At 56.2% G+C, this 21640-nt stretch carries 16 protein-coding genes and 2 tRNA genes; 1 reads left to right on the top strand and 17 read right to left on the bottom strand.

Annotation, left to right across the window (positions count from 1 at the left end; genetic code table 11):
• Positions 1–228 precede the first annotated feature (228 nt).
• From HMPREF1992_RS05285 to HMPREF1992_RS05230, 12 genes are all read right to left on the bottom strand, one after another.
• Entirely contained in the window at positions 229–1611 is a 1383-nt protein-coding gene (locus HMPREF1992_RS05285; RefSeq protein WP_021684836.1) for a flagellin, read from the bottom strand.
• A 301-nt stretch (positions 1612–1912) separates the two neighbouring features.
• Entirely contained in the window at positions 1913–5683 is a 3771-nt protein-coding gene (locus HMPREF1992_RS05280; protein ID WP_021684835.1) for a PolC-type DNA polymerase III, read from the bottom strand.
• Positions 5680–6219, bottom strand: a complete 540-nt coding sequence (locus tag HMPREF1992_RS05275; RefSeq protein ID WP_021684834.1) for a lytic transglycosylase domain-containing protein — start codon at positions 6217–6219, stop codon at positions 5680–5682. Before HMPREF1992_RS05275 ends, HMPREF1992_RS05280 begins: the two co-directional genes overlap by 4 nt.
• Positions 6220–6241: 22 nt before the next feature.
• Positions 6242–6847, bottom strand: coding sequence for a dephospho-CoA kinase (coaE, locus tag HMPREF1992_RS05270; RefSeq protein ID WP_021684833.1), 606 nt, complete (start codon positions 6845–6847; stop codon positions 6242–6244).
• A 2-nt stretch (positions 6848–6849) separates the two neighbouring features.
• Positions 6850–9477 carry a DNA polymerase I gene (gene polA, locus HMPREF1992_RS05265; protein WP_021684832.1) on the bottom strand — a complete coding sequence of 876 codons (2628 nt, stop codon included), beginning with the start codon at positions 9475–9477 and terminating at the stop codon, positions 6850–6852.
• Complete coding sequence (locus tag HMPREF1992_RS05260; RefSeq protein WP_021684831.1) at positions 9474–9983, bottom strand: cob(I)yrinic acid a,c-diamide adenosyltransferase; 510 nt, start codon at positions 9981–9983, stop codon at positions 9474–9476. Before HMPREF1992_RS05260 ends, polA begins: the two co-directional genes overlap by 4 nt.
• Before the next feature lie 71 nt (positions 9984–10054).
• Positions 10055–10468, bottom strand: coding sequence for a nucleoside-diphosphate kinase (gene ndk / locus HMPREF1992_RS05255; protein WP_021684830.1), 414 nt, complete (start codon positions 10466–10468; stop codon positions 10055–10057).
• Positions 10468–10998, bottom strand: a complete 531-nt coding sequence (locus HMPREF1992_RS05250) for a gamma carbonic anhydrase family protein (protein ID WP_021684829.1) — start codon at positions 10996–10998, stop codon at positions 10468–10470. Before HMPREF1992_RS05250 ends, ndk begins: the two co-directional genes overlap by 1 nt.
• Before the next feature lie 52 nt (positions 10999–11050).
• On the bottom strand, positions 11051–12280 hold the full coding sequence (locus HMPREF1992_RS05245; protein WP_021684828.1) for an HD domain-containing protein: 1230 nt from the start codon (positions 12278–12280) through the stop codon (positions 11051–11053).
• A gap of 59 nt (positions 12281–12339) precedes the next feature.
• Positions 12340–12416 (bottom strand) — tRNA-Ile (locus tag HMPREF1992_RS05240).
• Between the two features lie 67 nt (positions 12417–12483).
• Positions 12484–12558: transfer RNA gene (locus tag HMPREF1992_RS05235), tRNA-Gly, on the bottom strand.
• A 118-nt stretch (positions 12559–12676) separates the two neighbouring features.
• Complete coding sequence (locus HMPREF1992_RS05230; protein ID WP_021684827.1) at positions 12677–14395, bottom strand: methyl-accepting chemotaxis protein; 1719 nt, start codon at positions 14393–14395, stop codon at positions 12677–12679.
• A 218-nt stretch (positions 14396–14613) separates the two neighbouring features.
• Between HMPREF1992_RS05230 and HMPREF1992_RS05225 the strand changes: the two genes are divergently transcribed.
• Positions 14614–14943, top strand: coding sequence for a hypothetical protein (locus HMPREF1992_RS05225; RefSeq protein ID WP_021684826.1), 330 nt, complete (start codon positions 14614–14616; stop codon positions 14941–14943).
• Between the two features lie 60 nt (positions 14944–15003).
• On the opposite strand, the gene HMPREF1992_RS05220 is transcribed toward HMPREF1992_RS05225, so the two are convergent.
• The 5 genes from HMPREF1992_RS05220 to HMPREF1992_RS05200 all read right to left on the bottom strand — a co-directional run bounded on the left by HMPREF1992_RS05220 (position 15004) and on the right by HMPREF1992_RS05200 (position 21475).
• Positions 15004–15792, bottom strand: a complete 789-nt coding sequence (locus tag HMPREF1992_RS05220) for a response regulator (protein WP_021684825.1) — start codon at positions 15790–15792, stop codon at positions 15004–15006.
• Positions 15785–17488, bottom strand: coding sequence for a histidine kinase (locus HMPREF1992_RS05215; RefSeq protein ID WP_021684824.1), 1704 nt, complete (start codon positions 17486–17488; stop codon positions 15785–15787). The genes HMPREF1992_RS05220 and HMPREF1992_RS05215 overlap by 8 nt, the downstream gene beginning before the upstream one ends.
• Positions 17489–17565: 77 nt before the next feature.
• Positions 17566–19230 carry an iron ABC transporter permease gene (locus tag HMPREF1992_RS05210; RefSeq protein ID WP_021684823.1) on the bottom strand — a complete coding sequence of 555 codons (1665 nt, stop codon included), beginning with the start codon at positions 19228–19230 and terminating at the stop codon, positions 17566–17568.
• Positions 19227–20327 (bottom strand): ABC transporter ATP-binding protein, encoded by a 1101-nt coding sequence (locus HMPREF1992_RS05205; RefSeq protein WP_021684822.1) that lies wholly within the window; start codon positions 20325–20327, stop codon positions 19227–19229. Before HMPREF1992_RS05205 ends, HMPREF1992_RS05210 begins: the two co-directional genes overlap by 4 nt.
• Before the next feature lie 92 nt (positions 20328–20419).
• Positions 20420–21475 (bottom strand): extracellular solute-binding protein, encoded by a 1056-nt coding sequence (locus HMPREF1992_RS05200; protein WP_021684821.1) that lies wholly within the window; start codon positions 21473–21475, stop codon positions 20420–20422.
• Positions 21476–21640 lie beyond the last annotated feature (165 nt).

The following is a 21640-nucleotide window of genomic DNA, read 5'->3' as shown; positions in this document are numbered from 1 at the left end:
TATTATGCCACGTTACATAATAGCATATAATTGTATTAAAAGCAAAAACATCCTCCAATAGTCCTAGGACAATTGGAGGATGTTATATTTAAGGTTCCCGTGTCACTGTTTTTGCGGATCCTTCCCCCCCAGAAGAAGGGGGAGACTGTCGATCACGGTATCGTGGCTTCCCCATCGCAACAGGAGAAATAACAAGCACAGTAAGGCGGCAGCGCGCTCATAGGAAAATTATTGGAGCAGACTCAATACTGCACTCGAATTCTGATTTGCCTGTGCCAGCATTGCCTGCGCTGACTGCGTGAGCACATTGTGCTTCGTATAAGCCGTCATCTCCTTCGCCATATCAGCGTCACGGATCGTCGACTCCGACGCCTGCACATTCTCAGAGGCAACAACCAAGTTGCTGCTCGTGAAACCAAGGCGGTTCTGTACAGCACCGATGGCGACTGCCTGATCTGTTGCACGAATCAACGCATTCTGGAATGCATTAATTGCTGCATTCGCCGCTTCCTTCGTCGTTACCTGAATTTTCGGGCCTGATCCCACAACATCAATCGTAACAGGAGGCGTCGGCGTGGGCATCACGTGGTTCCAGCCAGCCCCATCCGCAGACTGCAGGCCAAGAGCAACAGAACGCATATCTGTGAATCCAACTTTGACCGCCTGATTCGCCTTTGTTCCTGTCTGGAGGACCAGCGAGTTATCAGGAGAGGGATTTTGTGCTCGTACGGTCTCTCTGAAGTCATCTAGAACGGCGTTAACCTCATTGCGCATCTTGCCGGCTTTATCCGTAACCGCGAAGGTAATCGCCGTAACCTGCCCATCTACGCCATCATTTCGTGCACGAATGGTGAGTGCAGGCTGATTGTCCGGAGTATATACCGTTCTTCCATATTCATCTACGCCAACATCCGCTCCCGTGCTATGAAATGTTGCGTGCTGGGATGTAATGAGGCTGATCATATTTGTGACCGTGCCTGTCCCAATCGGGGAGAGCGTCCCCGTATAGGTAACGCCATTTTTTACCCAGGAGGCGGTAAGCGTGTCGCTTGAGTCGATACCAACATCGTTTCCATCCCGACGTTTGAGTCTCACCAACTGTGTCAGACCGTTGGTATTCGTTGCCAGGCTCATATTCGTGAAGCTCGTTTGTGTGCCCGCACCAGATTCTCCAACGACCAGCCCATTCTTCGTACCATCAATCAGATACTTCCCATTATAGGTCGTCAGCGCGTTCTCATCGATCTGGTCAATCAGCTTGTCAACTTCCTTCTGGATAAGTCTGCGATCCTCATCTGTATTCGTATCGTTCGCAGCGTTGATCGCCTTTTCTTTCAGTGTCTTTAGGATCTCGATCGTCGACTGCACAGCCCCCTCTGCCGTCCGCAGCAGAGCAGAGCCGTTCTTCGTATTATTGTCGTCCTGATCGAGTGCACGGATCTGAACACGCATCCGCTCCGAGATCGCCATCCCTGAAGCATCGTCACCGGCACTGTTGATCTTCATGCCCGAAGAAACCTTCTGCAGGCTCTTCGACAGCTCGCTCTGATTCTTGTTAAGGGTATTGAGCGTGTTCACCGCCGACATATTATTTTTGACCACCATCGCCATAAAGACTGCCTCCCTGACCGTTATCTATGGTTTTGTTTATGAAATAACTGCGTAAATAGACAAGCACACACTGTCTTGAAAAGTATATCGTCGAAATGAATCTGCAACTTAAATATCCCAAGCACTTTTTATTTTTTTGAGCAAATCGCTGTGTGTACCTGTACACACAAGCATAAGGTGTGATTGCTCATCTTTTATCTTGCAATAAATGCCAATCGGGTTGGATATGACACACCCGATAGACGCGCTCAATCTGAATATTTTTATATAGAGCCAAACAAAAAATGCTCTATGATTGATTCTACGCAAACAGCTCCACCTGATTGCTCTCCATCATGCCGTCGAGGCAGCCGTGCGCACGCAGGATGTCAATGGCGGGCGCGGGGACATGAGCACGGGTGGCGAGGTCCTCGATGGAGATGAATCGTCCATCCTTTCGAGCCTCGACGATTGCCTGCGCCGCCTTCTGTCCCATGCCGGGGAGTGCGGTGAACGGCGGAAGGAGAGAGTTCTCGTGGAGGATGAACTTCTCCGCAACTGATGTATAGAGATCGACCGGCTCGCAGGAAAAGCCGCGCAGGTACATCTCCCACGCAAGCTGCAGCACGATGAGGATGTCCTGCTTCTTGTTGTCGAGCTTGCCGCGATGCTCGCGCGCCTCGGCGTTCAGCGCGTCGATGGCTGCCTTGACCGACATTTTTCCCTTTGAAATAATATTCGCGTCAAACTCGTCGGCGCGGATGGAGAAATACGCGGCGTAGTACGCGAGCGGATAGTGTACCTTGCAAAACGCGATGCGGTAGCCCATCATGACGTAGGCGGTCGCATGCGCGCGCGGGAAGAGGTATTTGATCTTCTGACAGGACTCGATGTACCATTCCGGAATGCCGCCCGCACGCAGTTTTTCGACGACATCGTTTGTAATCCCCTTGCCCTTACGCACGTTCTCCATGGTCTTGAACGAGAGGAGCGGATCGATGCCGTTCTGCATCAGGTAGTTCATGATATCGTCGCGCGCGGAGATGGCGTCCTTCAGCGTGCTTGTGCCCGCCTTGATGAGGTCCTGCGCATTGCCGAGCCAGACATTCGTGCCATGGGAAAATCCCGAAATGCGCACGAGATCGGCGAAGCAATCCGGATTAGAGTCGTCGATCATCTTCTGTGTGAATGAGGTGCGGAACTCAGGGATGCCGTATGTCCCCATGTTCGCACCGAGTTCCTCAGGTGTGATGCCGAGTGCATCAGTCGAGGTAAAGATTGACATGGTGGCAGGATCGTCAAACGGAATGGTTTCCGGGTCACGGTGTGTCAGCTCCTCGAGCATCTTGATGACGGTTGGGTCATCGTGTCCAAGGATGTCGAGCTTAACGAGGCGCTCACTGATCGAATGGTAATCAAAGTGGGTTGTCAGCGTATCCGACTCCATATTGTTCGCGGGGCGCTGAATGGGTGTGAAGTAATGCACGTCCATATCGCGCGGCACGACCATGATGCCGCCCGCATGCTGCCCTGTGGTCGCCTTGACGCCCATGCAGCCGCGCATCATGTGCTCGATGTAGGGGCGCCCCTTTGTCTCGCCCATGTCCTCGTAGTAGTGCATGGCGTAGCCGTAGGCGTTCTTGTCCTGCAGGCCCGAGATGGTGCCCGCGCGGAAGACGTTCATCTTGCCGAACAGGACTTCTGTGTACTTGTGCGCGATGGGCTGATAGTCACCCGAGAAGTTGAGGTCGATATCCGGAACCTTGTCCCCATCGAAGCCGAGGAATACTGCAAATGGAATATTGTGCCCATCCTTCGTGAGCGGTGTGCCGCAGACGGGGCAGTCCATCGACGGCAGGTCAAAGCCGCTCCCGACGGAGCCGTCCTCGATGAACTTGTTGTACTGGCAGTGGCGGCAGCGGTAGTGCGGCGGCAGCGGATTGACCTCGGTGACGCCGATCATCGTAGCAACGAAGGAGGATCCGACCGAACCGCGTGAACCAACAAGATAGCCGTCGTCGTTGGACTTTTTCACAAGACGCTGTGCGATGATGTAGAGCGCAGAAAAACCATGTTTCAGAATCGGTTTCAGTTCCAGATCAAGACGATCGGAAACGACCTTCGGCAGGTTCTCGCCGTAGAGCTTCTTTGCGCGCGCATAGGACATCTCCTGGATCTCGCGGTCCGCCCCCGGCACAGTAGGTGCATAGAGCTCGTCGGGGATGGGGAGGAAATGCTCGACCGCATCCGCGATTTTTCGTGGATTTGTCACAACGCACTCATAGGCGCGCTCCGCGCCGAGGTAGTCGAACTCAGCGAGCATCTCATCCGTCGTGCGCAGGTAGAGTGGCGGCTGCCGATCGGCATCGCGGTAGCCATTCGCCTTTTGCAGCATGGCACGGTAGACGGCATCCTCAGGGTTGAGAAAATGCACGTCACAGGTCGCGATCAGCATTTTATCCAGTTTTTTTGCGAGTGCATCCACCTTGCGGTTAATATCTCTGAGATCCTCATCGTTGTGGATAGGGAAGCGGTCATCGATCTTTAAAAAGTCATTGTTGTGGATGGGCTGAATCTCAAGGAAATCGTAGAATTTCGCAATTTCCTCGAGGTCCTCATCGGGACGCCCCGCAACAATGCCGCGGATGAGTTCGCCCGCCTCACACGCGGAGCCAACGATAATCCCCTCGCGGTACTGCTCAAGGACGGCGCGCGGGAGGCACGGACGCCCGCGTTTTTTTGTCCCGCGGAAGTAACGAATATGTGAAAGCGAGACGAGCTTGTAGAGGTTATACAATCCCGTCTTGTTCTTCGCGAGAAAGATGATGTGATAGGCACGTGTGTCCTCTGGTTTGTCGAGGAGATAGCCCTCCATGCCATAGATGATCTTGATGTCTGTGCCCTTTTTCTTGAGCGCGCGCGCGGTGTTCATCGCCTCGGGGAATGCCTGCACAACACCGTGGTCGGTGATGGCAACGGCGGGCCAGCCCCAGCGTGCGGCGGTCTCGACGAGCAGCTTCGGCGGGACAACGGCATCAAGTGCGCTCATCTTCGTATGCGCATGCAGCTCAACGCGCTTCACCTCTGCCATATCCTCGCGCTGCGGCACCGTGTAGCGCTCCATGCTGTCAATGAAGAGGACGTAGTCGCTGATGAATTTGTCGTATTCGATCTTGCCCTGAATGCGGACAGAGCAGCCCTTGCCGATCGCCTTCAAGATACGCTCGACCTCGGCGTCAATGTCCTCCTGTGTGGTCTTGCCGCGCGCAGCAAAGAACTTCTTGCACGCAATGCCATTCGTCTTGTCGGCGAATTTGAGCAGGAGGATATATGCACCGGATTTTAGTTTGTTCGCCTGTGGAGCAAAGACCTCTCCCTCGAGGACAATGTTCTTGACTTCATCCTCAATCACCCCCAATTCGCGTGTCTCGCCGGAGACGCCGCGCCCGAGGATGACGTTTGCCGGCAGCTCCTTCGGCTTCCCTCCCTTGCCTGTGCGTGTTGAAGCGGTCGCAGGCGCTTCTTTTTTGACGGTGACAGGCATGACGGGCGGCGTCCAAGCTGGAGCCGCATGCTCATCTCCGAGCTCGCACTCCATGCAGACGACACGCACAGCACAGCCAACATGTATCCGAACTGCTGTCTCGATGCGCTTTGCCGCACCGCTCTGCGCGAACAACTCTGCGCCAAATCTGCCGGGTGCAGCGAGACGGATCACATTCCCGTCGACAGCGTATTCGGTCTGGCGCAGCGTATGAAAGAGGACTGCATCCTCTCCCGCTGCCTCACGTACGACACGTTCCCAGAGGGGCGCGATGGCACTCTCAAGCGCGACAACATTCTGCTGCACGAATACGCCCGCAAGCTGATAGTTCGTCTCGACCTGCCGCGCAATCGCCGCGAGCAGCTCCTCATCGAGAACAGTCGGTGTTCCAATGACAAGTTCCCATGTATTTTCCTCCGCCGAGACCTCGACGTGACGCAGGGCGCATGCACGCAAAGTTGCCCGCTCCTCATCAGTGAGGTCGAGCCCGCGCAGAAGGCGGAGGAGCATATCCTCCGCGCTGGGAAGAATTCGATACGTCTTGTTCATTCGTCGTAGAGCCTCTTATACTGCTCCCTATCCTCGAGGACGCGGCGCACGTAAAGGCGCGTCTCAGGATAGGGAATCGCATCGATTTCGTTAAACTGGTCGTTCCAGTGGAAGCGCTCCATCCAGTCACGCACATTGCCGCGCCCCGCATTGTAGGCAGCAAGCGCGAGGATGTCGTTGCCGCCGAACTCATCCTCGAGCACGGCAAGATACCATACACCATAGCGGATGTTGAGTGCTGGGTCGTAGAGATAGTCCTCCGTAAACGGCTCGCCCAGCTGACGTGCAATCCATTCCGCCGTCTGCGGCATCAGCTGCATGAGTCCGAGCGCGCCGCCGTCGGAGCGTGCATAGGGGTCGAACTTGCTCTCGTGCTTGATGACAGCGGCAACGAGGTAGGGATCGGTGCGGCGGCTTGCGGCGCTCGTCTCGATGTAGCTGCGATACTCATAGGGATAGATGCAGCTGCGTTCCACCCATGCCCAGCCGCCGACAAATACAAAGGCGATGACCGCAGCAACAAGGAGCCGCAGCATCCACCAAAATCGGCGCCGTAATCTAGGAGCCCTCACCAATGCGCTCCCTCCAAAGTTTCCCAATGTACTCCCGCATTTCTTTCTTTGTTACACTGTTATCGATGACGACATCTGCCCGCGCACATTTCTCTGCGAGCGGCATCTGAGCGGCGATGCGTGCCCGCGCCTCGCCCTCATCCATTGATTTATCGCGTGCCAAAAGTCGCGCCAGCTGCTCCTCCGGTGGGAGTGCAACGACCCATGTCTCATCGGCGATCGTATCCCACCCCGCCTCAAAGAGCAGCGGTACATCGAGTACCGCTGCTCTTTCATCAGCAGCACGCGCCGCCTGCAAACGCTCCTCTGCCGCCGCACGGATAAGCGGGTGGACAATCCTTTCGATCTCGGCACGCAGTGTCGGATCAACAAAGATCAGCCGCGCAACCGCCGCACGGTCAAGTGTCCCGTCCGCTGCCACAACCGTACTGCCGAAGCGCTCAACATAGGCATTGTAAACCGACTGGCCGGGGCGAGACAGTTCATGTGCTAAGGCGTCCGCATCGATGATCACCGCGCCGCGTGCATGTAGCTCCTGACTGACCGTTGATTTGCCGCAAGCGATACCGCCCGTGAGTCCAATGATCCTCACTGCTACTTCGCCTCCGCCCAGTTCTTGCCCATGTGTACATCGACGGCAAGCGGCACCGCGAGCTCTGCCGCTCTGCTCATCGCTGCGCGCAGGATCTCACTGACCATCTCCGCCTCAGCTGCCGTCGTCTCGAGTACAAGCTCGTCGTGTACCTGGAGCAGGATGCGGCTTTTTACCCCCGCCGCACGCAGTGCCTCATCGGCGCGGATCATTGCAATCTTGATGAGATCGGCTGCTGTGCCCTGGATCGGTGTATTCATCGCCATGCGCTCCGCAAAGGACCGCTGCATAAAGTTACGGCTATTCAATGCCGGCAGATCACGCCGCCGTCCGTAAAGTGTCGTCACATAGCCATTCGCACGGGCATCGGCAACCGTCTTGTCGAGGAACTCCCGCACGCCATGATAGCGCTCGAAGTAGCGCTCGATATACCCCGCCGCCTCCTTGCGCGGAATACCGAGGTCGCGCGAAAGTCCAAAGTCGCTGAGTCCATAGACGATGCCAAAGTTGACCGCCTTTGCCCGGCGACGCTGCTCGCCCGTGACCTCCTCGAGCGGAACGCCGAACACCTCCGACGCCGTGCGTGCGTGGACATCCTGCCCGCTGCGGAATGCATCGATTAGTGTCTCGTCACCCGACATATGTGCGAGAATGCGCAGCTCGATCTGTGAATAGTCCGCTGAGAGCAGGGCATCATAGCCCTCCCCCGGCTCGAAGAGGGCACGCACAGCGCGGCCCTCCTCCGTTCGCACGGGAATGTTCTGGAGGTTCGGATCGGAGCTCGAGAGGCGTCCCGTCGCCGTCACCGTCTGGTTGAAGCTCGTATGCACACGCCCTGTGCCAGGGCGAATGAGTGCGCTGATGCCCTCGAGGTAGGTCGAGCGCAGCTTCGTCCACATGCGATAGGTCAGCACCTTATTCACGATGGGATGCTGATCGCGCAGCTCCTCAAGTGTCTCGGCGTTTGTCGAGTAGCCCGTCTTGGTCTTCTTGACCTTGCCGCCGGTCGTGAGTCCGAGTCGTTCAAAGAGGATTTCACCGAGCTGCTTGGGGGAGCTGATGTTGAACTCCGTCCCCGCAAGAGAATGAATCTCCTCAATGAGTGCATCAATGCGCGTGTTGGCCGCTGCGAGCTCACGTTCGAGCGCCATGCGGTTCACATAGATGCCCGTCTGCTCCATCGCTGTGAGCACGGGGACAAGCGGCAGCTCCACATCGCGGTAGAGGGGCCACAGACTTTTCTCCTCGAGGGCTTGCCGAACAGGTGCATGCAGCTGCATAGCTGTATGTGCCTCCCAAAGGGCACGCTGTGCATCCGTAAGATCATCTGGCATCTCCGGCAGGTGCCCCAGATGGGCAAACATTGCACGCGCGAGATCTCGCTTGCTCTCCTCCGGGCGGAGCAGATAGTCCGCGAGTTCGAGATCAAAAACATCGGTCCCAACGAGAACGCCCGCCTGTGCATAGCGTTTCGCATTCCAGAGTACAACGGGACGCTCCGCGAGGAGAGCGAGCACCTCATCAAAGTACGGCGACCCTGCAGGCAGAATCCGCTGCTCCTCCCCATAGGAGAAGGCGAGCAGCATGATCTGCACGAACGGAGCTGTTCCGCTGAATACTGCGCCAACAGCGATCTCCTGCGCCGTGCGCAGTACGTCAAGGTCGGCGGCAGCAAGCTCTGCGGCATCGTAGGATACCGACGGGACTGTCCCCGCCTCCGCATCGAAAAGGGATTGTTCCACCGTATTTGCGGGCGCTGCGCCGAGATAGTCCGCGAACGTCCGTCCAACCGTACGCAGCTCGTACTCCCTGCAGAACGCCTCGAGGGCCGCACGATCCGGCTGCATGCGAAAGCCCTCCGCATCATAGCGGAGTTCCGGCACACTGCATTCAATCGTCGCAAGCCGCTTGGAAAGGAGTGCCTGATCTCGGTACTCCACCAACGATGCGCTGAGTTTCTTCCCGCTGACCTCGCCAGCATGATCGAGCACATTCTCGATTGTGCCGTATTCGATCAGCAGCTTCGTCGCGGTCTTCGGTCCGATGCCGGGCACCCCAGGAATGTTGTCCGAGCTGTCCCCCATCAGGCCTTTCATATCGATGAGGCGAATCGGCGCGAATCCGTATTCCTCCTCGAACATCTTTACATCATAGGCGCGTGTATCGCTGATCCCCTTTTTCGTCAGCACGACAGTCAGGCCATCACGGATCAGCTGCAGCGCATCGCGGTCACCCGTCACGACGACAGTCTCCACTCCCTGTGCAGCCGCCTGCGTCGCCAGTGTACCGATGATGTCATCTGCCTCGTAGTCATCCAGCTCGAGGAAAGGAATCCCAAGTGCCTGCGCCAGTTCCTTCAGCAGAGGAATCTGGGAGATCAACTCCTCCGGCGTCTTATCGCGCGTCCCCTTGTACTCCGGATAGAGCGCCGTACGGAACGTCGTGCGGCTCTTGTCAAAGGCGATGACGACCTGCGTCGGATCGAACTCCTTTAGCAGCTTCACGAGCATCATCGCAAAGCCGTGTACGGCGTTCGTATGGACCCCGCGCGCATTCGGCGGGAGCTGGAGAGCATAAAACGCACGGAAAAAGAGGCTGCTCCCGTCGAGGATTGCAAAATATGTCTTCACCGGCGTGGAATATCCTCGTTCTCAAGACGCATGAGGATAAAGAGATAGTCTGAGATGCGATTGAGATAGCGCAGGTCAATGTCCTCTACAGTGCCGCGGCGTGAAAGTGACCATGCACGACGCTCTGCCACGCGTGCCGTCGTACGGGCGAAGTCAAGGAACGCCTCTGCCTTCGTTTCACCGGGAACCAGGAACTTCGTCAATGGCGGCAGGCTGGTCTCGATGTCGGCGATCTCCGCCTCGATCTTCTGCAGCATCTCCTCCGTGATCATCGGCTTCTGCCCGCGGCTCGCATAGTCCGCCATGAGCAGACCAAGCTCCTTCTGCAGATCGAGCAGCAGCCCTTTCACGCGCTCATTCTCCGAAAACGCGCGCGCCATGCCGATCGTCGAGGTGAGCTGGTCGATCGTCCCATATGTCTCGACACGCAGGTCGTCCTTTGCGATCGGCTCACCCGTGAAAAGACGTGTCTGCCCCTTATCGCCGGTCTTCGTTGTCACACTCATCGTCGTTCCTCCTCTATATGCGTGAATTGCCCAGCTGCGCAGAGCGCAGCCGGGCAGCAAAATTAATTTTTTTAGAAAATCTCCGTCTCATTGAAGAAGATATGCACCTCACGCGCTGCGCTCTCGGGGCTGTCGGACGCATGCACCGCATTCTCACTCCCGTTCTTTGCAAAGCGCTTGCGGATTGTTCCCTCTGCCGCATTTGCCGGGTTCGTCGCACCGTGAAGCTCACGCACGCGTGCAATCGCATTGTCACCCGCGAGCACCATGGCAACGATCGGGGCAGATGTCATGAAGTCTGAGAGTTCGCCATAGAACGGCTTCTCGAGATGCTCCTCATAGTGGATACGCGCAATGCGATCCGTCATCTGCATCATCTTCATCGCACGAATCTGGAGGCCTGCCTCCTCGTACGCCTTCGTAATGTCTCCAATGTGATGTGCCCCGACGGCATCCGGCTTAATGAGAACCAGTGTCTGTTCCATTACTTCATCTCCTCAATGATATGTTTGTACTCCACTCCGAGATTCGCATAATTCTCTGCAGCCTCCCGAAGTGCCTCGATCTCATCGTCGCGCAGTGCGCGTACGATCTGAGCGGGGTTGCCGAACACAAGTGAATTCGATGGAATCTTCTTATGCTGCGGAAGGAAGGTGCCTGCTCCAATGACGACATTCTCACCAATCTCGGAGTAGCCCATCACGATAGAGCCCATGCCGACGAGCGTATTGTTGCCAATACGGCTGCAATGGACAACGGCATTGTGTCCGATCAGCACGTTATCCCCGATTTGGACGGGCACATCACGCATGACGTGGATCGTCGCATTCTCTTGGATATTCGTATTCTGCCCAATCGTCACCGGCTGAAAGTCGCCGCGTACCACCGCACCAAACCAGACGCTCGATCCGGCACCGATTTTCACGTCGCCGATCACTGCAGCATTTGGTGCAATGAATGCCGTTGGATGTATCTCAGGCATTTTCCCTCGATAGGGCAGGATGATCTTGTCCATCAATTCTGCCTCCTTTTCCTTTACTCCACTCAGACGTATTATACCACGCCGATTACTTCTCCAACAAGAATTTTTTCAGCGCACGAATACGCTCCTCGCGCAGCCATTGACCGATCGCCTCACCCCTGAGCTGCTCCGGGGCGCTGCGGCCCGTGATCGCATGCATCGCCTCAAATGCCGCCGCACCGCGTACGAGATAGTCTGGCAGGCATCCATGGTCGGCATGGATGATGATGTTAAACTCCTCAATGGTGAGTCCCGAGGCACCAATGCCGAGCAGGAGATCTGCAATCTTGCCAAGATGTGTGAGGCGCGGCGCACGCATATGTTGACGAATGACAAAGGAGGCTGCTTTGCGCCAGTCGTGCGGCAGCGGCATACGACGGTTCCATGCAGCAAGCGCATCAAGCCCCGTCTTTTCATGCCCATAGTGATGCGGCAGCATCTCCTTCGGCGTCAGCCCCTTGCCAAGATCATGCACGAGTGCCGCAAAGCGTGTTTTTATATCCGCTGTCTCGTGCGCAACATCGTCGAGCATTGCGAGCGTGTGCGCAAGAGCGTCGCCCTCGGGGTGAAAGTCCGTTGGCTGCGTCTGCCCCTCAAGCGCAGCGATCTCAGGAAATGTCAAAGCGAGGAGGTCTGCCGCGCGCAGTACACGGAAGAAAATCGATGGGCGTGAGGCAGCAAGGGCCCGCCGCAGTTCTCCCATGAGGCGCTCCATCGGCTCACAGGAGAGCTCTGCAGCGCAGGCACGCATATAGCGAAGCGTCTCCTCCTCCACCACATAGCCGAACTCCGCCGCCTGCCGCGCGGCACGCAGGGCACGTACGGGATCCTCGGTGAAGTGGTGCGAGACAGCGCGAATGATCCCTTCACGAATATCCACACGCCCGCCATAGGGGTCATGCAGTTCTCCTGACGGCAGTTCCATCGCCATCGCGTTCATCGTGGTATCGCGCCGATAGAGATCTTCCTCGATCGTCACAGACGGATCGGATATCACCTCAAACCCACGATATCCGCTCCCCGTCTTTCGCTCCCTGCGTGCAAATGCCACCTCACGCCGGACGCCGTCGACACATACATGATAGACGGGGAATGATTTGCCAATCTTCTCCGCCCGGGGAAAGCACATGCGAAAGGAGCTCTCTGTGATACCGGTCAGAACGTAGTCAACATCCTTTGCATCTACGCCGCGAAAGTGATCCCGCACGCACCCGCCCACGCGAAAGACACGTGCACCTGCGCTGCGTATGCGTTCGGCAAAAACTGTTTCCGTCATCCGCTCACACCCCCACACAAAAGAAAAAGCATCACACAACGTGATGCTCTCATATCGATTGGTGGGCCCACTTGGACTCGAACCAAGGACCGACCGGTTATGAGCCGGTTGCTCTAACCAACTGAGCTATAGGCCCCAAACAAAGCAGAGAGCATTGCTCCTACTTCAAAAAAACCTGCGCAGTGCGCAGGTCAGATAAGCGATGGAGCGGAAAACGAGGCTCGAACTCGCGACCCCCACCTTGGCAAGGTGGTGCTCTACCACTGAGCTACTTCCGCATCCGTCACTGACATCTCTGTCAATCAACAAGAAGTATTGTAACAAGAGGTTGCGTTTCTGTCAAGGAATAATTTTGCGCATCAAAAAGGGGCACCGATGCATGCCCCTCCACTATATTTACACCTTAAATTTGTCCGTCTCCGTCTGCAGATCCGTCGCCATGTCGGCGAGGCTGCGGCTCGAGGAAGCGATCTCCTCCATGCCGGCGGCCTGTTCCTCGGTGGCCGCAGACACGTTCTGCGACTCGCTGCCGATGCCCTTTGCCGACGTATCGACATGACCCATGCCCTCGATGATCGAGTTCATATTCTCACGCAGCTCGAGGACACGCTTGCTGACGGCGAGTGATGCCGTTTTGACATCCTCCACCATCCCTAGAATCGTCGAGAAAGTCTCCCCTGTTGCAGCGACGTTCTCCTTGCCCTTCTCTGCCTCGCGGCGCCCATCCTCCATCGAGGCAACTGCACGGTTCGTCTCCTCCTGGATGCTGCGGATGAGCTCAGCGATCTGCTGGGAGGCATTCTGTGACTCCTCGGCGAGCTTTCTGACCTCCTCGGCAACAACAGCAAACCCGCGCCCGTGCTCACCTGCACGTGCTGCCTCAATGGCCGCATTGAGAGCGAGAAGGTTCGTCTGTCCGGAAATGCTCGAGATGATCTCGACGATATTGCCGATCTCCTTCGAGCGCTCGCCAAGCTTGCTGACAATCTCTCCCGTCTGCTGAACAGTGAGTGCAATCGAGTTCATCTGCTCGACCGTCGTCTGCACGAACGCATTGCCCTCTGCCGCCTTCTCCGCCGTCGCCTGCGTCTGCTCGCGTGCGCGGCGCTGATTCGTGATTGCCTCCTCGAGTCCACGCTGGAACTCCTGCACAGTCATGCGGCTTGTATCAATGATCTGCAGCTGCTTCTCCGCGGCCTCTGCAACCTCGGTGATGGACTGCGCCACGTTCTGTGTGACCTGTGCCGACTGGTTCGCGTTCGCCGTCAGCTCCTCGGAGGAGCCCGCCACATCCGAGGCCGTCGTCTTGATCTTGCGGATCATCTGCTGCATGCTCTCGACCATCGTGTTGAACTGATGGGCAATGTGTGCAAACTCATCATCACCGTCCAGCATGATCTTTGAGCGCAGATCGCCTCCAGCGATATGACGCGCTCCCTCAAGAATCGTATCCACAGAGTTTTTGATGCTTTTGAGCAGCAGAACAAGCGTGATGATCGACAGGATGACAACCACAACCAGAGAGATAATGGTGATCATCTGAACGCCCGAGAAAATGTCCTCACTGTGCGCCATCTCCGCACGCGCGAGGCGGACGCTGTCGGCCTTGTCCTCCTCGAGGATGTCCGTCATGCGCTTATACACGTCGGACTGCTCGTTGAACGCGAGGTTTACAGCACCTTCCTGATCTCCCGCATTGATGAGATCCGTCGCACGCTGACGCACCTCTGCATAATTTTTGCGCTCCTGCTTGAGTTTTTCGAGGCGCGCAAGTTTCTGCGTACGATCAGCCTCGTTCTCGAACGGAACCTCCTGAATCGCCTTTTCATACTCATCATACGCCTTGTTCAGCTTCGGCGTGAGCTGCGAGAGAAGGCCTGCCGCACGCTGACGCTCCTCCTCATTCGGCGCTGTGATGCGCATGAGTTCGAACTCGCGCCCCTCCGCCGAGAGTGACTGCACCTGCCCGCCCACGTTGATAACATGAGCCCAGCTGAATACGCTGACTGTGTTCTGGTTGAGCACACCACTCGAGTGATTCGAGTAGAATCCATAGGCGGCAAACATGACCACCAGGAATCCGATGCTTAGAACGATTTTCTTTGCTACCGACATTTCTCAGTCCCCCAAAAAAATCATAAAGAGCGACGATTTGCTTTCCATTAAATTGTCCGCGCTTCCATAAAGGGTCTGCTGCTCCCAAAGTGAGAGCTTCCCTTAGACTCTTCTTTGATTATAGCACTGTCTCTCAGAAAAAACTATGTGGCGACAAAGTTTTTTCTATGATATACTGGCAATGTATTTACAACAAATAAACAAAAGGACGGACAACTATGGCAAGAATATTGAAGAAGATACAGCAGAAAACGACCTCTGTGGAAAAGCCGGCAGAAACACCCCCGCCAGGAAAGGACTATATTCTGATCTTCCTCATTATGCTCTCGATCATGGTCATCGGCGCGTCGTGGGAGGCCTTCGATGCGGTTATGCTGTCCATGTACATTCTGCTGACGCTCTCCCTCATCCTTACCTATACGCGCCGGCATGGAGCAAATCGTCTCTCCGAGTTCCAGATGATGCTCGTCACACGCGGCAGCTTTGTCACCATCGGCATGGCAGCAGCACTCTTCCTCATCGATGCGTATCGACGCTACATCGCATAGCCACACAACAAAAAAATGCCGACGTCGCTGTCGGCGTTTTTTATTTGCACAGCGTGCAGTTCACGTCTCATCGGCCCCAGCCTCGTACTGCTGTGCACGAAATTTTCCAGGTGCGCAGCCAACGTATTTCTTGAACACGAGTGTAAAATACTTATAGTCCTGAAATCCAACACAGGCACCGACCTCATAGACTTTCTTCTCCCCTGCTTTGAGCAGCTCAACCGCCCGCATGATACGGTAGCGGTTGAGGAAGTCGTTGAACGTATAGTTCGTATCCTGTTTGAAGCACTTGTGCAGATAGGCCTCAGAGACGCCATATTCATCACCGAGGTCGCGCAGGGACAACTTTTCCGCATAGTGTGAGCGAATCCGTCGCAGAAGTTTCCCTGTGTATTTGCCAACGCGTGCCGTCTCTGGATGCAGGAGGCTCTCCGGCAACCCCTCCGATCTCGTCTGTGTCAGCCTCTTCAGATCTGCTCTCTGACGCAGCCGTTCCTTCGCGCGCTCCAGTGTCTCATAGAGCGCCTCGAAATCGACGGGCTTGAGCAGGTATTCGGCGACATCGAGTGAGATGGCCTTTTTCGCATAGCTGAACTCATCGTAGCCGGAGAGAATGATTGCCTCATACCCACTGCCTCTGCTTTGCTCGAGCATCCCAAGGCCATCGAGATAGGGCATCTTCACATCGGTAATGACGATATCCGGCGTCAGCTCCGCAATCTTTTGCAGGCCATCTGCCCCATCCACGGCCTCACCGACAACGACGCAGTCGGAGCGCAGCCAATCCACGGCGAAGAGGAGTCCGCGGCGGATGATGTCCTCATCCTCAACCAAAAGAACTCTATACATCTTCTCCCTCCCATATGAGCGGCAGGTCTAGGATAACCGTGACCCCATGCGTACGGCGGACAATTTCAACACCGTATGCCTCGCCGTAGAGCAGCCGCAGTGCACGATGGACATTGTAGAGGCCGATGTGCTCCGGCTCAGCCGACTCTGCTGCGAGCAGCGCCAAAATCTCTGCATACTTTGCATCCGTCATTCCGGGGCCGTCATCCTCCACCGATAGGCGCAGCCCTCCGTCTGCACACTGCCCTTCGATGCGCAGATGGAGATGGCGGATGCGCTCCAATCCATGCACAATGCTGTTCTCGACAATGGGCTGCACAAGCAGCTTTGGCACGCGGCATGTGAGCAGTTCCGGAGCAATCTCAATCGTGTAGTCCAGGCGGTCACCATAGCGCATCTTCTGCAGCATGAGGTAATCCCGGACATAGCGGATATCGACGCCGAGTTCGACCGATGTCCCATCCGCACGGATGCTGTAGCGCATCAGGTTTGCAAAGGCAACGACCATCTCCGAAGCACGCTGCGGGTCAATGAGGATCTCATAGCGGAGCGCCTCCATAACATTGAAGGCAAAGTGGGGGTTAAACTGCCCCTTGAGCTGTCGTACCTCCATGAGCCGTTTCCGCTCGGCAAGCTCGGCATTCGTTGCGAGGAGACGTCGTATCTCCCTGAGCATTGTGTTGAAGTCCTCATAAAGCGTCTCAAACTCAAGGAAACTGCGCGGCAGCTCCTGCTGTGTGATGTTGCCCCCACGACACTCACGCACTGCATGGAGGAGGCTGTCGATGGACCGCAGGCTGCGCTCTGTCACCTTGTGCGTGAGGAGCGGCATGGCCAGCAGGAGAAGCACGATGACGCCGCAGAGAAAGACTGCCCCCGTCTCGATGAGCTGCTGCTGACGCACGATTGATGTCATGGTGACGACATGAACACGCGCATCTGCATAGGGATGAGCAACAGCATAGTAAGAGCGCCCGTTCACACGGATGAACTCCGCGCCCTGTACCTGCACCGCAGATTTTCCGAGAGCATCCTCGAGCAGGCGGTTGGTCGAAAAAATAACATTGTCAAATCCATCCGTGACGACAACCTGGTCTACGCCTCCCTGTGCCGCGAGAGAGCGCAGGCCCTCCGTCTTGACGGTGAAGATGAGATAGCCGTCCACACTGCCGGATCCATCCGGCACTATCGCTGAGAACGCATAGGACGAGGCCTGATCATAGGAGAACGGCAGCGGTAAAACACTGCTGACTGTTTCTTCCGGGGAGAGACGCAGACGAGCGAGATCACTGCGCACCCCCTCATGCATCTCGAACAGCTCACGATTCACCGCATAGAGGTTCGAGGCGATCACCCTGCCATCTCGATCGAGCAGGGCAAAGTCTGCATGCAGCGGGCCGGCGAAGGAAAACGCATAAAGAAGTCTGTGTGCCTCTGCAAGGCGCTCCCCCTGTATCGCCGCCCGCACGACATCGGAGTGGGCAAGGTCGTGAACGCCTGTATCGTACCGCTGCCACTCCTGCTCAAACACGGCACCGAGTGCCGTATTGGCACGGCTCGTATCACGCACGACATAGATCTCGTAGTAGACAAACCCAAACACAACAAAGGAGAGCAGCATGAGGAGGATAAAGCCAAGGATGAAGCGCATGAAAAGTTGGCGGATGTAAGCACGAAACCGGATGGACTTTGCCATGCAGCCACCTCCTTTCCTCTCACACCATTATAAAACGGGGACGCGCCAAGTGCAACGTCCCCGCTCATTTCAATGATCTATATGCTGATGTCGCGCCGCCCTGTCACCTTGTAGAAGAGGAGCAGCGAAAGAATCGATGTGACCGTCAGGATGGTTGCATAGGCGGACGCATTGCCGTAGTTGCCGCGTATGACCTCCGTGTAGATGGAGACGGTGAGCGTCTGGTTTGCATTCGTATAGAGGATGATGGATGAGCTCAGTTCACTGATGATTGTCACCCAGCTCATGATCGCGCCCGCGCAGACGCCCGGCAGCATCATCGGCACAGTGACGCGTGCAAAGGTCGTCGTCTCAGACGCACCGAGCGAGATCGCGGCCTCCTCGATGCTGGGGCTGATCTGTCCGAGTGCCGCCGCACTCGAGCGCACAGTATACGGCATTCGCCGCACACTGAACGCGATAATCATAATGAGCATTGTGCCGCTGATGAGAATCGGCGGACTGTTGAACGCAAAGAGGAAGGAGATGCCAAGCACCGAGCCTGGGATGATAAACGGGAACATCGTGACCGTGTCGAGTGCGCTGTTGACGGCACTGCGCTTGCGCACGCTGAGATATGCGACGAGCACACCAATCACGACGACGAGCGCGATGCTGAGCGCACCGAGCAGATACGTGTTTAGGATGGCGTCGTTGTCTTTGGCGAAAAGAGTCGCCTCATAGCTTTGCAGCGCAAAACCGCCCGTGAAGACCTGCCCGCCGTTGCTGCGGAGGAATGAGGTATAGACAACGACGAGCTGCGGCAGGATGGCAAGCCCCGTGACGAAGTAGACGATGCCGTGCGCGATGAGGTTTCGCAGCCCCGTCGCCTGCTCGGCGACCATCGGTTTCAGCGCAGTCATGGCGTAGGTACTCCTCCGTGCGAGGATACGCTGCGCGAAGAACATCGCGAGCGTCAGACCAATCATGATGACGCATATGGCAGCAGCAAAACCGTCATCACCGCCAACCTCCCCCATGAACTGCGTGTAGACGAGGACGGGCATCGTCTTGAACCCCTCGCCGATGAGCATTGGCGTACCAAAGTCCGCAAAGACACGCATGAAGACGAGCAGTGCACTCGCCAGCAGTGTCGGCATGACAAGCGGCACAATAATACGGCGAATGCGGTCAAACCGTCCGCAGCCGAGGCTCTCCGCCGCTTCGTTGAGCGAGTTGTCCATGTTTTTAAGCGCGCCCGACACATAAATATAGACGAGCGGGAACGACTGGAGAGTAAAGACGAGCATGATGCCCGCGAACCCATACACCCCGTCAAACGCGATGCCAAATAGGTCATTCACGAGCTGCGTCACGACGCCGCTGCGGCCGAGCAGCTGAATCCACGCATACGCACCGATGAACGGGGGCGAGAGGTAAGATATGACGATGAGAATGTTGAGGAAGCTGCTCCCGCGAATCTTCACACTGCGCATGAGGTACGCCATCGGTAATCCGAGAAGCGATGCGAGGATAGTCGCACAGACCGTAACCTGCAGACTGTTGACCATCGTCTCCCAGTAGAACTTCTTGAGAAAGAAGCGGGAGAAATAGTCAAAGGTCAGCGCACCTGAGAAGGGATCGACCACACTCTTGTAGAGGACGAGCGCGAGCGGATAGATGACAAAGATGCTGAACGCAGCGAGGATGAGAAAGCTCAGCACCGACCAGATGGAGAGCGGCTTTTTCTCTGCGTATTTCATAGCGCATCACCTTCGATCAGTGTGGTTTGCTCCGCTGCGCGGAAGACATTGATGCGCTCCGCCTTGACACGAAGGGAAACACGTGTCCCGTCAGGGAGAATCGGTCCCGATGCCTGCTCGCGGATCGCTTCGACCATCGCGCCGTCTGCCGTTTCGATGAAGTAATGCGTCGTGAGTCCGAGGAATACGCTGCTCTTTACAACGGCGGAGATACCTCCCGTTCCGCCCTCCTCAATGATGAACTCCTCGGGACGAACGGAGACAGTCACAGGCTGCCCGTCGAATGACTCCACCGCAAGATTTGTCATGGGGACACGGTAGCCTTGCGGGAGCTCCACCGCCTTCGCATCTCCGTTTGTGCGCACCGTCCCCTCAAAGAGGTTCGATAACCCGATGAATGTTGAGACGAAGACATCGGCGGGACGGCAGTAGATGCGCTGCGGACTGCCGATCTGTCGTACGACGCCGCCCTCCATGACCGCGATGCGGTCAGAGACGGCGAGTGCCTCCTCCTGATCGTGCGTGACGTAGACCGTTGTGATGTCGATCTGCCGCTGAATCTGCTTGATGGCATTGCGCATCTCGACGCGCAGCTTTGCATCTAGGTTCGAGAGCGGCTCGTCCATGAGCAGCACCTCCGGCTCGATGACGATGGCACGTGCAAGCGCAACACGCTGCTGCTGTCCCCCCGAGAGAGCTGTAGGCATACGATCGCGCAGAGCGTCGATTTTCACCACACGCAGGATCTCATCGACACGGCGGTCGATATCCGCCTGCGGTACGCCGCGCATCTTCAGACCAAAGGCGACATTCTCCTTCACCGACATATGCGGAAAGATGGCGTAGTTCTGGAACACCATGCCCATATTACGTTGATTCGGCGGCACGTCGTTGATGCGGCGATCCGCAATCGCAATCTCGCCGCCCTCGATGGAGTTGAAGCCGATGATCATACGGAGCAGCGTCGTCTTGCCGCATCCCGAGGGGCCGAGCAGAGTAAAGAACTCGCCCGGTCTCACATCGAGTGACAACCCGTCGATGACGGTATGATCACCGTATTTCTTGACTACATTTGCAATACGAATGGAAACACTCATCGTTTTTCCCCCTCATCGGAAAAAAGCAGACCGCCAAAGTGCCTCGCGGCGCACAGCGGGTCTGCTCTCTCGGCATATGCCTGATTGATACGTTACTGTTTGAAGTTCTCGAGATGCTTGTTCCACATCGCAACAATCTCGGTCTTGTGCTGTGCCACCCATTCCTCATCATAGTTCGGGAAGAGTGCAATCTGCGCCATCGGCGTCATATAGGACGCGAGTGGGACATCCTTACGGAGCGGACGTACCGTCAGTTCCTTGCCGGCAGCCTCCTGGATCTTCTGCGACAACATATAGTCAACGAACTTCTTCGCATTCTCAGGATGCTGGCATCCCTTGATAATCTGCACCGACTCACCGGGGAAGATCGCGCCTTCCTTCGGGAAGACAACCTTGACCGGCGCACCGTTCTTCACATACGTTGCTGCGGGATCCTCCCAGGTAAGCCCGACCGTATACTCGCCGTCGGCCGCGCCCTTGTGTACGCCGCCCGAGCTGTTGAGAATCTTGCCGTCGAGGTTCGCGATAAATTTATCGACGTACGCCCACGCCTCATCGGACATGGGATCGCCGTTCTTGCCATTGGCGTAGAGCATCGCAACGAGCGACTGAAGTGCCGAGTTGGATGCCGCCGGATCACCAAATGCAATTTTTCCCTTGAGTGCGGGGTTCAGCAGATCTTGGAAACTCTCAATCTTCATATCACCCGCAAGATTCGAGTTGACAATCATAACCGTCGGGTCGGCAAATGCAGGAGAGAAATATCCCGTCTTATTACGAAACTCCTCCATCATGTTTGCATCCTCGGGAGAGACATACTCCATGAAAAGATCCTTCTGCGACTCAAGTGTCATCAGATCGGATGCCCAGAGAATATCCCCCTGGGGATTTCCCTTCTCCGATGCAACACGCTTGAGAAGTGGTCCCGTACCCGCCACGATGACATTGACCTTGATGCCCGTATCCTTCTCAAAGTTCGGGATAACGAGGTTGTTCAGGCTCTCACTGCGCGCCGTATAGACCGTGAGTACCTTTTCCTCTTCTCCGCCCGCTGCCTTCTTATCCGCACCGCCGCCGCAGCCAGCAAGCAGGCCGCAGGCAATCGACGTTGCAGCGACGAGGGAGAGCAGTTTTTTCATCCGCATCATAGATCTCCTCCTTATAGATTGTAAAAATTCTGTTAATTGGTATTTTATCATATTCTCACTGTTTGTATATCCGATAAAACACAAGCACTATCCAAAATCCTCAACAAAAATAAGCTCACACGTTAAAAGGGGCTGCTGCACGAAGCTTTTTAGCTTCGTGCAGCA

This window comes from Selenomonas sp. oral taxon 892 str. F0426, assembly GCF_000468035.1.
GTDB lineage: Bacteria > Bacillota > Negativicutes > Selenomonadales > Selenomonadaceae > Centipeda.
This window is presented reverse-complemented; position numbering and strand designations above follow the sequence as displayed.

Coding starts and splice junctions, on each gene's coding strand:
- HMPREF1992_RS05220 (WP_021684825.1), bottom strand. CDS start 15,792: ATGTATAGAGTTCTTTTGGTTGAGGATGAGGACATCATCCGCCGCGGA.
- HMPREF1992_RS05205 (WP_021684822.1), bottom strand. CDS start 20,327: ATGAGTGTTTCCATTCGTATTGCAAATGTAGTCAAGAAATACGGTGAT.
- HMPREF1992_RS05210 (WP_021684823.1), bottom strand. CDS start 19,230: ATGAAATACGCAGAGAAAAAGCCGCTCTCCATCTGGTCGGTGCTGAGC.
- HMPREF1992_RS05230 (WP_021684827.1), bottom strand. CDS start 14,395: ATGTCGGTAGCAAAGAAAATCGTTCTAAGCATCGGATTCCTGGTGGTC.
- HMPREF1992_RS05285 (WP_021684836.1), bottom strand. CDS start 1,611: ATGGCGATGGTGGTCAAAAATAATATGTCGGCGGTGAACACGCTCAAT.
- ndk (WP_021684830.1), bottom strand. CDS start 10,468: ATGGAACAGACACTGGTTCTCATTAAGCCGGATGCCGTCGGGGCACAT.
- HMPREF1992_RS05280 (WP_021684835.1), bottom strand. CDS start 5,683: ATGAACAAGACGTATCGAATTCTTCCCAGCGCGGAGGATATGCTCCTC.
- HMPREF1992_RS05250 (WP_021684829.1), bottom strand. CDS start 10,998: ATGGACAAGATCATCCTGCCCTATCGAGGGAAAATGCCTGAGATACAT.
- HMPREF1992_RS05225 (WP_021684826.1), top strand. CDS start 14,614: ATGGCAAGAATATTGAAGAAGATACAGCAGAAAACGACCTCTGTGGAA.
- HMPREF1992_RS05245 (WP_021684828.1), bottom strand. CDS start 12,280: ATGACGGAAACAGTTTTTGCCGAACGCATACGCAGCGCAGGTGCACGT.
- HMPREF1992_RS05200 (WP_021684821.1), bottom strand. CDS start 21,475: ATGATGCGGATGAAAAAACTGCTCTCCCTCGTCGCTGCAACGTCGATT.
- HMPREF1992_RS05260 (WP_021684831.1), bottom strand. CDS start 9,983: ATGAGTGTGACAACGAAGACCGGCGATAAGGGGCAGACACGTCTTTTC.
- HMPREF1992_RS05215 (WP_021684824.1), bottom strand. CDS start 17,488: ATGGCAAAGTCCATCCGGTTTCGTGCTTACATCCGCCAACTTTTCATG.
- HMPREF1992_RS05275 (WP_021684834.1), bottom strand. CDS start 6,219: ATGCTGCGGCTCCTTGTTGCTGCGGTCATCGCCTTTGTATTTGTCGGC.